The sequence below is a fragment of the Erythrobacter litoralis genome (assembly GCF_029760855.1).
In the GTDB taxonomy this organism is placed as follows: Bacteria; Pseudomonadota; Alphaproteobacteria; order Sphingomonadales; family Sphingomonadaceae; genus Qipengyuania; species Qipengyuania litoralis_A.
On the sequence record NZ_SOSI01000002.1, the window covers coordinates 461,421 to 475,750 of the forward strand.

The following is a 14,330-nucleotide window of genomic DNA, read 5'->3' on the forward strand; positions in this document are numbered from 1 at the left end:
CAGATGCGACCCTGAGTGAAGTCGTCTTCAACCTACTGTATTATCGACCAATTGCCAAGTTTGTGGCAATTTTTCACCCTGTCTCACAACCGGGCAAGCGCGGCACCCCATGTAAACCCGCCGCCCATTGCTTCGAACATGACCAGATCGCCTTCCTTGATCCTGCCGTCTTTGCGCGCGACATCGAAGGCGAGCGGCACACTGGCAGCAGACGTGTTCGCATGTTCGCCGACGGTGACCACGATCCTTGCCGGGTCGAGACCGAGCTTGCGAGCCGTCGCGTCGAGGATGCGCGAATTGGCCTGATGGGGCACGACCCAGTCGATCTCGCTAGCCGCAACTCCGGCATTCGCCAAGACTTCGGTCAGTACGTCGGCAAGGTTCACGACCGCATGGCGGAACACTTCGCGACCCTTCATCCTGAGCTTGCCGACTTCGCCCGTAGTCGAGGGACCGCCATCGACGTAAAGCAACTCCTTGTGCGCACCATCGGCATGGAGCTTGGTCGACAGGATGCCGCCGAACCCGTCGGCGATCTCGCGTGCCTCGAGCACGACCGCGCCCGCCCCGTCGCCGAATAGGACGCAGGTCGTCCGGTCTTCCCAGTCGAGGATACGGCTGAAAGTTTCTGCGCCTATGACCAGCGCCTTTTGCGCCATGCCGGTGCGCAGCATCGAATCGGCCGTGGCCAGCGCGTAGAGGAAGCCGGAACACACCGCCTGTACATCGAAGGCGATGCCGCCATTGCAGCCGAGGGCGTTCTGCACCGTGGTGGCGGTGGCGGGAAAGGTGTTGTCTGGCGTCGCGGTGGCGAGGACGATCAGGCCAATTTCGTCCGCTTCGACGCCGGCGTCGGCCAACGCCTTGCGCGCCGCCTCTGTCGCCAGCGAGCCCGTGGTTTCATGATCACCGGCGATGTATCTCTGGCGAATGCCGGTACGCTCGACGATCCAGTCGTCGCTCGTATCTACTTTTTCCGCCAGTTCGGCATTGGACACGCACCGTTCCGGCAAGGCGGAACCGCTGCCGACGATATGGGAGCGGATCATTTACCGCTCAGCCCGTGTTCGCCGACGGCGCTCAAATCGTGTTTGATGCGATTGATGATGTCGTCTTCCAGTAGACGCGCCGCCACTTCGACCGCATTGGCGACGCCGAGGGCATTCGCGCTGCCATGACTTTTTACGACGATCCCGTTCAAGCCAAGGAAGACGGCGCCGTTGTGGTTGTTCGGATCGAGATGATGCCGCAGCAGTTCGGTTGCCGGACGGCTGACGAGGAAGCCGATCTTGGAACGCAGAGAGGAACTGAAGGCACTCTTCAATAAGTCGGTCACGAACCGTGCCGCACCTTCGATAGCTTTGAGGGCAATGTTGCCGGAAAACCCGTCCGTCACCACCACGTCGCATTCGCCGCGATTGATCTTGTCCGCTTCCAGGAAACCCTCGAATTCCATCGCGAGCCCGGTTGCCGCGCGCAACTCGTTGGCGGCGTCCTGAATGTCCTCGGTGCCCTTTGTTTCTTCGGTGCCGATATTAAGCAGGCGGACCCGCGGGCGTTCCTTGCCCGAAACGATGCGGGAATAGGCCGCGCCCATGATCGCGAACTGCACCAGATTGCGCGCGTCGCATTCGCGGTTCGCACCGAGATCGAGCATGATCACGTCATCGTCGGTCAAGGTCGGCAGGAGGGCGGCAAGCGCCGGACGGTCGAGCCCCGGCATCGTGCGCAGGGCAAGCTTGCTGATCGCCATGAGCGCGCCGGTATTCCCGGCCGATACGGCAGCGCCCGCCTCGCCGCGCTTCACGGCATCCACGGCAAGGCCCATGCTCGTCGTCTTGGCACGTCGCAGCGCGCGCGAGGGCTTCTCGTCCCCGCCGATCACGTCGTCGCAGTGGAGGATTTCGGAAGCGCCGGCCATGCCAGGATGATCCGCGAGCGCGGCGGAAATCCGCGCTTCGTCGCCGACCAGCAGGAACTTGAAGCGATCATGGCGGCGGCGCGCGATGGCCGCCCCCTCGATCGTGGTGCGCACGCCTTCGTCGCCGCCCATCGCATCGAGCGCGATACGCGGCAGACTCATGGCACTCTCCGGTTCAAGCTACGGTCTTAGAGACCGACGGCGATGACTTCGCGACCGTTGTAATAGCCGCAATGCGGGCAAAGATTGTGCGGACGCTTCAATTCGCCGCAATTGGAGCATTCGTGATGCGCCTCGACCTTGAGCGAATCGTGAGCGCGGCGGTTGCCGCGGCGGTGGGGCGATACTTTTCTCTTGGGGACAGCCATGACGGCACCTGTTCCTCAAATAAATCTGTGGTTTCGTGTGGCCGCCCCTAAAGGATGGTCCGGCGTCGCACAAGATGCGCGAGCGACCCGAATATCCCGACCGTGACGGTGAAGGCGCGCGCTATAGCGAGTTTGACGCGGCTTGCAAGCGTTCAGGCAAGGGCCGCGTCGCTGACGAAGGCATTGGTCTTGCGTTCCTGCCCGAATGTGCTCGTGGGGCCGTGCCCGGGAATGAAGGTGATGTCGTCGCCCAGCGGCCAGAGTTTCTGCGTAATCGCGTCGATCAGATCCTGATGGTTTCCCATGGGAAAGTCCGTCCGCCCGATGCTGCCTTGGAACAGCACATCGCCGACGACTGCGAATTTGCTCGGCCGGTGGAAGAAAATGACGTGGCCCGGCGTATGGCCGGGGCAGTGGATGACCTCCAGCGTCAACTCGCCGACGGTAACCGTGTCGCCATCCTCCAGCCAGCGATCAGGCTCGAACACTTGCCCGTTGATGCCGTATTTCCTGCCGTCGTCGTCGAGACGGCTGATCCAGAACCGGTCGTCCTCATGCGGTCCTTCGATCGGCAGGCCGAGTTCTTTCGCAAGCACCCCCGCTTCGCCACAATGATCGATGTGACCGTGCGTAATCAGGATTTTCTCAAGCTCGACCCCGGTATTGGCGACCGCGGCCTTAAGTTTGTCGAGATCGCCGCCGGGGTCGATCAGGGCACCCTTATTGGTGGTCGTGCACCAGATGAGCGAACAATTCTGCTGCAAGGGTGTGACCGGCACGATGCCGGCTTTCATCGGAGGAATGGTCGAAGCGTCGGTCATGCCACGGAAAATGGCCGCCGACGCTTCGGATTACAACTGCCGGTTTGGTGTGAGCTTAGAAGCGCCGGAAATCGGTTATCCGTCCATCGCTGCGGAACGTGCAGCCGAAACGCCCGTCGCCGCCACGCTGGCGGCTGTCGATATACCCGGTGACGATGACGGTATCGCGGCCTTCCTGATTGACCTCGTCCACCCGTGCGCGGCCATATCGCGAGGCTTCGCGGCCGCAGGCATCCGCCGCGGCGCGTTCGAAATCGCCGCCGCGGTTGTAGCCGTAGCCGGCACCATACCGGTCATCGTACCTGTCGTTGCCGACGCCGCCGAGAAGGCCGCCGCCATACTGGGCACAGCCGCCGAGGGCGAGTGTGCCAGCGAGGATCGTGGGGATGAGAAGTGTCTTGCGCATATCGGTCTCCGGTCGCGTGTTGTCGCCTGGCCCACCCGGCTGAAGGAACGTGCCTATTTACGCGATCCGCGTCGGTTCGTTCCGTTTCGCGATTACCCGATCACACCCGGCCGCCCTTCCACACGACGCGTCCGATGATCTCTACTTCGTCACGGGTGAGTTCGATCGGCGCATAGGCGTCGTTGGCGCTTATCAGCTTGATCCGCCCCGGCGCGCTGGCATGAACCTGCTTCACGTGCAGCGCATCGCCGATGCGGATTACATGGATGCCCTCGCCGGCGCGTTTGTTGCGATCAACGAAGATTTCATCTCCCGAACGTAGCAGTGGTTCCATGCTGTCGCCTTCGACGCGAATGGCGGACAGGTCGGCACCTTCAAGCCCCATTTCGCGTAACCATTTGCGACTGAAACGGTAAACATCGAAGGAAATTTCCTGCACCGAGAATGAACCCGGCCCGGCAGAAGCATCGAGCGGCAGGCGCCTGACCTCGATCCAGTCCTCGGATCGCATAGCACTGGAAGAGGCCACCGGACCGTGGGGGCGTGTTTCGATCTGCCCTGCCGGAATCCCGAGGAATTCCGCGATTTTCCGGAGGTCCGGCTCGTCGAGATGGCGTGGACTTCCGCGAGATACGTATTGCTGCAGATAAGCTGCATTCCGCCCGAGGACACGCGAAAGCGCCGCCAGGCTGGTGCCGCGCTCCCGAGCCGCTTCCTGCAATCGTTTACGGGCTTGCTGCTCGCCGTTTTCCGAGGGTTTCATCAAAATTCCTATAGCATAGGATTTTTCCTAGACAAGTAGGATTTCGAGTGGAACAAATTAGGAACAGACAGCGACTCGCTGTCCCGATCAATCAGGGAAGCGCCACACATGCTCATTCGATCCATCGAGACTTTTCTCAGACAATACAAAATGCCCCCGACGAAGTTCGGCCGCCTCGCCGCGCACGATCCGCGCTTCGTGCTCGACCTCAGGATGGGCCGGGAACCGCGAAGCGGTACTGAAGCACGCATAGTTGGCTTCATGCGCGGTTTCGAAGCCGCGCAGGGCGAAGCCGGTCGGGAGAACACCGATGTCGGCTGAACGTTTCCTCCCCCGCCGCAAGGCCCGTCGCTCTTCCCCTGGCGACAGGCTGCGCGACGCCCTGCTGCGCCTGTGCGACCACCACGGCCAGATCGTCGATCACAAAGAGCGCACCTGGGCGAGCATCACATTCGCCGGTTCGCGCCACACGGTGGGGATCCTGTTCGCGGGCGAGGACGCGGTAGAGGCAGGCGAACGGTTCATTGCCGCACTGCCCGAAAACGAATTCGCTATCCCCGGCCATCTCGTAGCCGATGCGACCGTGGCGGAAGTCGATCACCGGCTCGTACCCTTACCCCGCCTCGCGGTCCGGTGCGAGCTGCTGTTGCTGGAAGATGCATGACGCTTGACCATTTCCTAAGCGCTTGTCAGACATCGCATTTCCGAGGGGAAAATCTTAAATGCGTTCATGCTTAATAGCCTCTTGCTTCGCGGCGATGCTGGGGGCCGTTCCCCTGCAGGCACAGGATCTCGAAGGGCTGGAGATCGTGGTTACGGCCACGCGGATCGATCAGGACGACTATTCTGATACGATGCCAGCGATCGGGCTGCGCAAGCCGGCGGACTTTCTCGTCCAGAGCGTCGCCATTCGCGGAGATACCCGCGATCCAGCTCAGCGGCGGCGCGAGATCCGGACCATGCTGACCGACGCGATCCGCCGCGCGGAATCGATCGGCGTCGAACTGGCCTATGGCGATTTCATTCTTACCCCGCTCACAGTGGTCAATGCGGAAGAGGTGTCGCTTCAGAATGATAGCCGACCCGATAGCGAGCGCGTGATCTTCCTGGTGAAAGCGCCGCTCGGCGGAAGGCAAAGCGGCGATGCCGCACAGGCGCAGATCGAACGCTTCATCGAAGCCGTACCCGAAGTTGGACGGGCGCAGATGGACGAATGGGGGGACAATACCCTCTCCATCGTCGGGCCGGACGAATATCGTCCGGAAATAGCCGCCATGATCGCGCAGGATGCGAATGCGATGGCAGGCAGGATGGGCGAGAGTTACAAGGTGGAAGTGACCGGGCTGAACATGCCGGTCCAATGGGCCCGTTCCGGCCCGGCGGAAGTGTTCCTGTACATTCCCTACGAGTTGAAGATCGTACCCGCACCCTGACCGGGTCAGTACCCCGCCGAGAGATCAACGCGCGGTTCGACCGGTTCGCCTCTGTGCCAGCGACCGAGGTTCTCGATGAACCGGTCGGCGCTGCGCTGAAACATCTTCGTTTGCGCGCGGCCCGACAGGTGCATGGTGACCTGCGCGTTCTCCAGCGCCCATAACGGGTGATCTTCGGGCAGCGGTTCGGGATCGGTCACGTCGAGCAGCGCGGCCTCTATTTTCTTGGCTTCCAGCGCGGCGACCAGATCGTCCTGCTGTACGACATCGCCCCGCGCGATGTTCACCAGCACCGCATTGGGCCGCATGGCGGCGAGTTCGGCGGCGCTTATCATGTGGCGGGTCTCGTCGGTCGAGGGCACGGCGAGGATCACCCAGTCGAACTCACCCAGCTTTTCGCGCCATTCGCCGGGACAAAGCGCGCCCTCCCCGCCTGAGCGGCGTACGGGCACGACTGTCATGTCGAACGCCTCGAGCCGGGTCTTGATCAGGCTGCCGATCGCACCGAGGCCGAGGAGCAGCACGCGCTCGCCCGCCAGTTCGCGCTTTCCGGGGCTATCGCCTAGCCATTCGTGCCGGTCCTGCGCGCGCACCACATCGCGGTATCCCTTGGCGTGGGCGAGCATCAGCATAACGACATATTCCGCGATGGTCAGCGCGTTGATGCCCGCGCCGTTGGTTACCACGGTGCCGCGGTCTTCCAGCAAATCGAGCGGAAGAAATTCGAGGCCGGCATAGATCGAGTTTAGCCACTTGAGGTTCGTCGCGGCCTTCACCGTCTCGACCATCGGCTCTTTCTGGTTGAAGTCGAACCAGCCGATTTCCGCTTGCGGAGCGATCTCCAGCGCCTGCTCCTTGGTCGTGAACCATAGGGGCTCCACCCATTCGGGCAGGCGCAGCTCCACCAACGGGCGGATCAGGGCGGACATCACGGCTTTGGTCATGGGTGAGACTCTCCTCTTCGGATTAAGTCCCTAACCGCAACTCAGCCTAGCTTCCACTCCCAGCCGAGCGGATCGCCGTCCATCACCTCGACGCCCCAATCATTTAGGACGCGGCGAAGCTCGTCGGACAACTGATACTCTCCTGCTCTTTTAAGTAACCGGCGAGCATTTATGACCCCGTCGATGTCTGCATTCACGACCGAGATAGGTGCATTGTTTCGTATATTCTTCGTGCGGAGCTTCCGCCGAGTTAAACGTATAAGTCCTAGCCCAAGAACCTCGTCCATGAGTGCGATAGCAAGCGATTTATGTCGCTTTTTGTAGCGTTTGTTTTTTACCACTCTTTCTAGGACAGTCAAAGCTTCTGACGTATTGAGATCATCACATATTGCTTGCTCAAACTGTTTGAGATCGCGCTTTATGGGATGATCAAGTATTTCAAGGAGGCGGTTATTTAGCCCAGTTTGGCTCGGACTATTCTCAGGATATTCGCGCCTGAGTAAAGCAAAGAACTTTGAGTCAGGTCGGATCCTCCGCACATTTTGGACAAGGCGACTTAGACGGCGACTTGCAGCTGACAACCCTTCCCAGCTGAATTCCAGCTCGCTGCGGTAATGCGCCTGCAGGCACATCATGCGGTAGGCGAGCGGGTGGTAGCCCTTGTCGATCAGCAATTGCAGTCGAAGGAACTCGCCCGACGACTTCGACATCTTGCCGGACCGCTCGACGAGGAAGTTGTTGTGCATCCATATCTTCGCTCCCGAATGCGTCGCCTCGTCCAGTGATCCGCAGCCGCAAAAGGCTTGGTTCTGCGCGATCTCGTTCGGGTGGTGAATTTCGCGATGGTCGATCCCGCCGGTGTGGATGTCGAATGGAAAGCCGAGCAGTTTCTCCCCCATGACCGAGCATTCCAGATGCCAGCCCGGCGCACCCTTGCCCCACGGCGAGTCCCATTCCATCTGCCGCGTTTCACCTTGAGGTGTCTTGCGCCAGATCGCGAAGTCGGCCTGATTACGCTTGCCCTCGACCGTGTCGATCCGGCCCTCGCCGTCTTCGGTGACCGCCCGGGCCAGGCGCCCGTAATCCTTCACCGTCGAGACGTCGAAATAAAGGCCGCCGTCGAGTTCGTAGCAATGCTCGTCCGCGATGCCCTTCGCGAATTCGATCATCGGCTCGATGTAATCGGTGGCGACCGACCATTCCGCCGGCTCGCGGATATTGAGCGCTTTGATATCGGCCTTGAACGCCTCGGTGTAATGGCGCGCTATATCCCAGATCGTGCGGTCCGATCCGGCGGCAGCCTTTTCCAGCTTGTCCTCGCCGCTATCCGCATCGTCCGTCAGGTGGCCGACATCGGTGATGTTGATGACGTGACGGAGATCGTATCCTTTCCAGCTCAACGCCCGGCCCAGCACGTCGGCAAAGACGTAGGCGCGCATATTGCCGATATGCGGGTAATTGTAGACCGTCGGCCCGCAAGTATAGACCCGTGCCTCGCCAGCGTGAACCGGCTCGAAGGTTTCGAGCTGGCGGGTTAGCGAATTGAACAGCTTGAGCGGGGTGTCTGGCATGGGGTGCGTGTTACAGTCACGCCATCGCAGCGCAAGCCGGGATGACGCAGTTACCGCCACCCCTCCCAGCGCACGCTATCCTCCAGCCTTGCGCGCTCCACATCGAAGGCATTCACCGGAGCGTCCGGATCGCGGTAGCCGATGGCCATGCCGCAGAAGAAGATATGGTCCGCGGGAATGTCGACCACCTCGCGCACCTGCGGGCTGTAGGCGGCCCAGGCTTCCTGCGCGCAGCTGTCGAGCCCTTCCTCGCGCAGCAGCAGCATGACCGTCTGCAGCCACATGCCGATATCGCTCCACTGCGGCGGGCCCATATATTTCGGCGTGTGGACCAGCATCAGCACTGGCGCCCCGAACGCGCGAAAGTTCTGCGCAAACCATTGGAGGCGCTTGCCCTTGTCCTCGCGCGCAATGCCGAGCGCGGCGTACATATCCTCGCCCACCCCGAAGCGGTGCTCTTCATAGCGGCCGTCGAGCCCGTCGGGATAGATATCGTATTCGGGCTTCAGTGCCGCGCGCCCCTTGGGAAATTCCTGCGCCACCCGGTCGAACAGCGTCTGCATCGGCTCGCCGGTCAGGACGATAGCGTTCCACGGCTGGACATTGCCGCCCGAAGGCGAACGCTGCGCCTTTTCGAGCACGCGGGCGAGGGTTTCACGTTCGACTAACTGGTCGGTAAACGCGCGGACGGAGCGGCGGGTGGCGACGGCTTCGGTTGGAGTCACCCTAAGGGTAGCCCGAGTTCATTAGCTTTTACTCGAATGAAACCGCTCGCCATTTCCCCAAGCAATTTTACGCTCCAAGAGCCAAGTCTGGAGGCACCCTCTTTGGTTTTTCTCCACACCTCAGGATCGCGCACTTTATCTATGAACTCGTGCCCTTCCCAGCTTATGCGAAATGCTCTTTGTGGTGTTTCTTCAAGAAATCCACCGGATACAAGCATCCTTATATGCTCTACGGTGGTTGTCGCGTCAGGCATCTCCGGAAGTGAGGAATAGAGAAAGAGCCCTTCTTTTTGGTCTTCCATCCAAAGAAGTAGAGCGCGGATTGTCTCCATATCTCGTTTCATTTACCCCTCCACTTCAAACAGCCCCGCAAGCTGCTCGATGATCGTCCCGCCGAGCTGTTCCACATCCATGATCGTCACCGCGCGCTTGTAGTAGCGCGTGACGTCGTGACCGATGCCGATCGCGACCAGCTGCACGGGCGACTGCTTCTCGATCCAGTCGATCACCTTGCGCAAATGGCTTTCCAGATAGCCCGCCGCGTTGACGCTCAGCGTGCTGTCGTCGACCGGGGCGCCATCGGAAATGACCATCAGGATGCGGCGGTCCTCGCTGCGGGCGAGGAGGCGGGTGTGCGCCCACAGCAGCGCCTCGCCGTCGATGTTCTCCTTCAGCAGCCCTTCGCGCATCATCAGGCCGAGATTGCGGCGCGCGCGGCGCCAAGGCTCGTCCGCCTTCTTGTAGACGATGTGGCGCAGATCGTTGAGGCGGCCGGGATTGGCGGGGCGGCCGTCGGCGAGCCATGCCTCGCGGCTCTGCCCGCCTTTCCAGGCGCGGGTGGTGAATCCGAGGATCTCGGTCTTCACGCCGCAGCGTTCCAGCGTGCGCGCCATGATGTCGGCACTGATCGCGGCAATGGAGATCGGGCGGCCGCGCATCGACCCGGAATTGTCGATAAGCAGGGTGACGACCGTATCCTTGAACTCGGTATCCCGCTCGATCTTGTAGCTTAGCGCATGGCCGGGGCTGACGACTACCCGGGTAAGGCGTGCGGCATCGAGCAGCCCCTCTTCCTGATCGAAGTCCCAGCTGCGGTTCTGCTGCGCCATCAGGCGGCGCTGAAGCCGGTTGGCGAGGCGGGTGACGATGCCCTGCAGGCCGGCGAGCTGGCTGTCGAGATAGGTGCGCAACCGGTCGAGCTCTTCGTGGTCGCACAGCTCGGGCGCCTCGACCACCTCGTCGAACTTCTCGGTGTAATGCGTGTAGTCGAAGTCTTCCGGCAGATCGGTCCACGGGCGGTTCGGGCGGACGGGCTGCATCCCCTCGCCTTCTTCGTCCGACGGATCGCCGTCGTCCATTTCCTGTTCGCCGTCGCTGTCCTGCTCGGCATCGCCGTCCGCCTCGCCGTCGGCCATCTCGCCGCGAGCTTCGGTGGTTTGCGGCTGGGCCTCGCCTTCGTCTTCCTCGTCGGTATCGGACTCGTCTTCGGGCGTTTCGCCGTCTTCGTCGCCGGTCTCGTCCTCACCGCTGTCTTCCGGCGTTTCCGGCAGGGTCAGGTCGAGATTGCGCAGCATGTCGAGGGTGAGCGACTGGAACGCGCGCTGATCGCCCAGCGCATCGGTCAAGCTATCGAGGTCGGTGCCGATGCGCGAAAGGATGTCGTCGCGCACCATATCGACCCCCGCCTGTGCCCGCTCGGGGATCGCCTCGCCGGTCAGCGCCTCGCGCAGCATGAGCGAGAGCGCGGTCGGCAGCGGCACTTCTTTCGCCTCGTCGGCGCGAACAATAGGATCGCTCGCCGTGCGCATCTCGACCGCACAGGAGAGGTTGTCGCGAATGCCGGAGAAGCGCGTCGCGCCCAGAGCTTCGTAACGCACCTGCTCGATCGCATCGTAGCAGGCCCGCGCGATCGGTTCGGGCGGTGCCCCGGCGGCGTGTACCTTCTCGCTGTGGTGCCGCAGGCGGAGCGCGAAGCTGTCGGCAAATCCGCGCGCTTCCTTCGCTTGCGCGGGCGGCAAGGTGCGGCCCGGCAGCGGCACGCGGAAGTTGCGGCCGGACTGCGCGGGATTGTCCGCGCTCCAGGCGACCTCCACCTCGGGCTCGTGCGAAAGCGCACGCGCGGTGCCAGTCAGTGCCTGCTTGAAACGGTCGAGAGGGGTCTGGTCCGCCACTTACGAAGTCGGAATCGTCTGCCCGGTCTTGCCCCAATCCGCGAGGAAGCCTTCGATGCCCTTATCGGTCAGCACATGGCTGACGAGGCTCTTGATGACTTTCGGCGGCATGGTGGCAACATCGGCACCTATCCGCGCACTTTCAAGCACATGGGTCGCGTGGCGGATCGAGGCGGCGAGGATTTCGGTGTCGTAAAGATAGTTGTCGTAGATCAAACGGATGTCGCGGATCAATTCCATCCCGTCGAACCCGTTATCGTCGTGCCGGCCGATGAAGGGCGAAACGAACGTGGCCCCCGCCTTCGCTGCCAGCAGCGCCTGATTGGCCGAGAAACACAGGGTGACATTGACCATCGTGCCGTCGCCGGTCAACTTCTTGCAGGTCTTCAGCCCGTCCATGGTCAGCGGCACCTTGATGCAGACATTGTCCGCAATCTTGCGCAGCGTTTCCGCCTCTTTCATCATCGTATCGTGATCGAGCGCGACGACTTCGGCGCTGACCGGGCCATCTACCAGCCCGCAAATTTCCTTCGTCACCTCGATGAAATCCCGGCCCGACTTCGCGATCAATGAGGGATTGGTGGTCACCCCGTCGAGCAGGCCGGTTTCGGCCAGTTCCTCGATCTCGGAGATTTCGGCGGTGTCGGCGAAGAACTTCATGGGGCGGTGCCTCGAATTAGCGAAGGGATCGTTCGCTCCGCTGCAAGGGGATTGCGCGCAACGAGTCAAGACTTGCCGCAAGGCTCGCCCACGGATCGGGGGCATCGTCGCGCTCGACGAGGAAGTGCCGCACACCCTGTCGCTCGGCCTGCAATACGATGGCGGCGATGTCGAGCGTACCGGCGCCGATATCGGCCATGTCGCCATCCGCTGTCATGTCCTTCAGGTGCAGATGGGTGATGCGATCGGCATGATCGCGCAGGAATGTCAGGGGATCAACGCCAGCCTTGGCAATCCAGTACGTATCCATCTCGAAGCCGATGCGCGGATCGAGCCCGGTGATCAGGAGATCGACGGGGCGGACACCCTCCATACTAGCGAATTCGAAGTCGTGGGCATGATAGGCGAGCCGCATGTCCTGCGCCGCGGCCAAGTCGGCGATCCGGTTGAGCCGCGCGATCCAGCCGCGCCACTGCGCTAGCGTCTGCCGCTCCTCCGGCGGGAGCCATGCGAGCATGACGGTATCGGCACAGAGCGCCTTTGCCTCGGCGATCGCGGCCGCGGGATCGTCGCGGAGCATCTGCCAATCCGCATGCGCGGCGGCGACATCGAGGCCAAGTATTTTCGTTTCTTCGCACAGTGCGGCAGGGGGTTTGCCGAAGGTCCCCGCGAATTCGACCTCGTCATACCCGAGTGCAGCAACCCGGCGCAATGTTGCGACCGGATCGCGCGCCATGTCCACGCGAACCGTATAGAGTTGTACGCCTAACTCGCGCTTCGACATTGTATCGGGGGTCGTGCAACCAGATAGCGACAGCAAACAGATCGAAGCGATAAACCAGACGGATCTCATTGGATCCTGATGGACCGAAGATCGTCCCGCAACAATACGAATTAGGGGCCGCCGACGCGAAGTCAGCGGCCCCTTGCACCGATATAGATTTGCCTCAGGCGTAAGAGACGGTCATCCGGGTCTTTTCCTTGGTCCGGCGCATCGCCGCACCGGCGAAGCCGAAGCCCAGCAGCATCATCGCCCAGGTGGCCGGTTCCGGAACGGCTCCGGCGGTATCGTAGGTGAAGCCGCCAATCTTGAAGCCGTCGGCATGGCCATCGGTGTTGACTGCGGATGCACCGACGATCCACGTGTTGCCGAACGAGCCATTGGGGTTGACGCCGCGGACGTTGTTCCCGCGCATGCCCGGCAGATCGTAGAAGCTGAAATTCGAAAGATCACCTGCGAAAGCGCTCGCCAGGTTACCGAAGCCGATCGTGGCATCGGTATCGTACAGGTTATTGAAGCCGGTGAAGAACGATACCTGGTCGAGAGCGACCGATGTATTGAACTGGAACACCACGAAGTCGATCCAGCCAGAATTATCGACCGTGTGCGAGTTGTCCGTCGAAGAGTTCAGGACGCCGAGACCACGGTCCCACCGGCCGAGCGCGCCTTGGCGAACGACGCCTTGGTTGTCGATGGACCAGCCCGTCGCCGTCACGCTCGTTGAGCCGTCGCTGAAGGTCCGGCTGTTGCCGTAGCTGCCGTTACCGCCATTGCCACGAAGGTCGATCGTGCCCGACGTTTCGATGGTTGTGGTTGCGGATGCCGGGGCAGCGATGGCGATAGCGCCGATCGCAGCCGCGGTTAAAAAAGACTTACCAAACATAACGTATCCCTTCCAAAGATCGGAGTTTGCGAACCCGATGACGAGCGAGGTACACGTTGTTTTAAGGATGAGAACTCAAGGGAATCCGGGCGTTACAGGCCGGCACAGTTGGATTCGGTGCCGCCCTGAAACAGATTAACGCGGGTTAACCTTAACGCAGCGCTGCACCACCTCTGAAGACGCCGATCAGGACCGGATCGCGGGTCGCGCCCGGATCGCGGCGAATTTCCGCTTCCTCGTTTCCAATTTCGCCCCAGATAGTGTTGTCGATGCTGGTAGCGACGCGATTGGCGACTTGCGGCACATTCACTCCGGCAAGGGCCGACAAGGCTTGACCGACCAGCGGATCGCTCGCGACCCGCATGGCGTCGCCCAGTTCGGGCACCATCGCCTCTATCAGTCGCGTACCCATTTGGCCGCGCAAATAGGAGGTCGCCGATCTTGGTCCGCCGTTTACCAGATCGATCGCACCCTGCACTCCGATCACCCGGACGGCATCGGTCACGATGGGCGCAGCCCGTGCAGCGCCGCGATAAGCGATTTCGCCGAACGCATCGTACAGGCGGTCCTTGAACAGTGCCGAGGTCAGTATCGAGTTGAGGACGCCGCCCCGCGCGCCGAGCACATTGTCGAGACCGAGCTGCGCGATCTGCTGGTCCCAGAAGCCGTTCTGCTGCAGCATGCGGTCGAAGGCGCGCTCGCTGGAAAGATAAAGCAGCCGCTGGATCGCATCGGTCAAACTGAGCGCCGGGAAGCTCTGGCATCCAGCCAGCGCCAGCGCCGCGCCGCCGAGGGAAATACTGCCGAGAAAGGCGCGCCGGCCGGTAGGTTGCACGAGAATATCGGTCATATCGCAGGTTCTCCTCATATCCCACCCTTGCTT

At 61.7% G+C, this 14,330-nt stretch carries 17 protein-coding genes and 1 pseudogene; 3 read left to right on the forward strand and 15 right to left on the reverse strand.

Annotated features, from left to right (window positions below):
- Window positions 1-83: 83 nt before the first annotated feature.
- From E3U23_RS05170 to E3U23_RS05195, 6 genes are all read right to left on the reverse strand, one after another.
- The gene (locus tag E3U23_RS05170; protein ID WP_279350133.1) at window positions 84-1,049 is read right to left on the reverse strand and encodes a beta-ketoacyl-ACP synthase III; all 966 of its coding nucleotides are present in this window, start codon (window positions 1,047-1,049) and stop codon (window positions 84-86) included.
- Window positions 1,046-2,083, reverse strand: coding sequence for a phosphate acyltransferase PlsX (plsX, locus tag E3U23_RS05175; protein WP_279350134.1), 1,038 nt, complete (start codon window positions 2,081-2,083; stop codon window positions 1,046-1,048). The genes E3U23_RS05170 and plsX overlap by 4 nt, the downstream gene beginning before the upstream one ends.
- Before the next feature lie 26 nt (window positions 2,084-2,109).
- Window positions 2,110-2,289, reverse strand: a complete 180-nt coding sequence (gene rpmF, locus E3U23_RS05180) for a 50S ribosomal protein L32 (protein ID WP_160607606.1) — start codon at window positions 2,287-2,289, stop codon at window positions 2,110-2,112.
- Between the two features lie 152 nt (window positions 2,290-2,441).
- On the reverse strand, window positions 2,442-3,083 hold the full coding sequence (locus tag E3U23_RS05185; protein ID WP_431732665.1) for an MBL fold metallo-hydrolase: 642 nt from the start codon (window positions 3,081-3,083) through the stop codon (window positions 2,442-2,444).
- A gap of 82 nt (window positions 3,084-3,165) precedes the next feature.
- On the reverse strand, window positions 3,166-3,516 hold the full coding sequence (locus E3U23_RS05190) for a hypothetical protein (protein ID WP_279350136.1): 351 nt from the start codon (window positions 3,514-3,516) through the stop codon (window positions 3,166-3,168).
- 100 nt (window positions 3,517-3,616) lie between these two features.
- A complete protein-coding gene (locus tag E3U23_RS05195; protein WP_279350137.1) occupies window positions 3,617-4,279 on the reverse strand; it encodes a LexA family transcriptional regulator in 663 nt (220 codons plus the stop codon).
- Window positions 4,280-4,429: 150 nt separating this feature from the next.
- Between E3U23_RS05195 and E3U23_RS05200 the strand changes: the two genes are divergently transcribed.
- From E3U23_RS05200 to E3U23_RS05210, 3 genes are all read left to right on the forward strand, one after another.
- A complete protein-coding gene (locus E3U23_RS05200; RefSeq protein WP_431732659.1) occupies window positions 4,430-4,600 on the forward strand; it encodes a hypothetical protein in 171 nt (56 codons plus the stop codon).
- Window positions 4,590-4,943 carry a hypothetical protein gene (locus E3U23_RS05205; RefSeq protein WP_279350139.1) on the forward strand — a complete coding sequence of 118 codons (354 nt, stop codon included), beginning with the start codon at window positions 4,590-4,592 and terminating at the stop codon, window positions 4,941-4,943. Before E3U23_RS05200 ends, E3U23_RS05205 begins: the two co-directional genes overlap by 11 nt.
- A gap of 94 nt (window positions 4,944-5,037) precedes the next feature.
- Window positions 5,038-5,712 carry a TonB-dependent receptor gene (locus E3U23_RS05210; RefSeq protein ID WP_279350140.1) on the forward strand — a complete coding sequence of 225 codons (675 nt, stop codon included), beginning with the start codon at window positions 5,038-5,040 and terminating at the stop codon, window positions 5,710-5,712.
- 5 nt (window positions 5,713-5,717) lie between these two features.
- Here E3U23_RS05210 and E3U23_RS05215 read toward each other — a convergent pair whose 3' ends face one another.
- From E3U23_RS05215 to E3U23_RS05255, 9 genes and pseudogenes are all read right to left on the reverse strand, one after another.
- Window positions 5,718-6,656: a D-2-hydroxyacid dehydrogenase gene (locus tag E3U23_RS05215; RefSeq protein ID WP_279350141.1), complete on the reverse strand. Its 939-nt coding sequence runs from the start codon at window positions 6,654-6,656 to the stop codon at window positions 5,718-5,720.
- Between the two features lie 41 nt (window positions 6,657-6,697).
- The gene (cysS, locus tag E3U23_RS05220; protein WP_279350142.1) at window positions 6,698-8,227 is read right to left on the reverse strand and encodes a cysteine--tRNA ligase; all 1,530 of its coding nucleotides are present in this window, start codon (window positions 8,225-8,227) and stop codon (window positions 6,698-6,700) included.
- 50 nt (window positions 8,228-8,277) lie between these two features.
- Window positions 8,278-8,952 carry a nitroreductase gene (locus E3U23_RS05225; protein ID WP_279350143.1) on the reverse strand — a complete coding sequence of 225 codons (675 nt, stop codon included), beginning with the start codon at window positions 8,950-8,952 and terminating at the stop codon, window positions 8,278-8,280.
- Window positions 8,949-9,296, reverse strand: a complete 348-nt coding sequence (locus tag E3U23_RS05230) for a DUF2513 domain-containing protein (protein ID WP_279350144.1) — start codon at window positions 9,294-9,296, stop codon at window positions 8,949-8,951. Before E3U23_RS05230 ends, E3U23_RS05225 begins: the two co-directional genes overlap by 4 nt.
- Window positions 9,297-11,123: a cobaltochelatase subunit CobT gene (cobT, locus tag E3U23_RS05235; protein WP_279350145.1), complete on the reverse strand. Its 1,827-nt coding sequence runs from the start codon at window positions 11,121-11,123 to the stop codon at window positions 9,297-9,299.
- Complete coding sequence (gene fsa, locus E3U23_RS05240) at window positions 11,124-11,783, reverse strand: fructose-6-phosphate aldolase (RefSeq protein WP_279350146.1); 660 nt, start codon at window positions 11,781-11,783, stop codon at window positions 11,124-11,126.
- Window positions 11,784-11,799: 16 nt separating this feature from the next.
- Window positions 11,800-12,567 carry a sugar phosphate isomerase/epimerase family protein gene (locus E3U23_RS05245; RefSeq protein WP_279350147.1) on the reverse strand — a complete coding sequence of 256 codons (768 nt, stop codon included), beginning with the start codon at window positions 12,565-12,567 and terminating at the stop codon, window positions 11,800-11,802.
- Between the two features lie 163 nt (window positions 12,568-12,730).
- Window positions 12,731-12,850 (reverse strand): annotated as a pseudogene (locus tag E3U23_RS14335) (PEPxxWA-CTERM sorting domain-containing protein); the annotation flags it as partial.
- A gap of 748 nt (window positions 12,851-13,598) precedes the next feature.
- Window positions 13,599-14,297 (reverse strand): DUF4197 domain-containing protein, encoded by a 699-nt coding sequence (locus E3U23_RS05255; RefSeq protein ID WP_279350149.1) that lies wholly within the window; start codon window positions 14,295-14,297, stop codon window positions 13,599-13,601.
- Window positions 14,298-14,330: the final 33 nt, after the last annotated feature.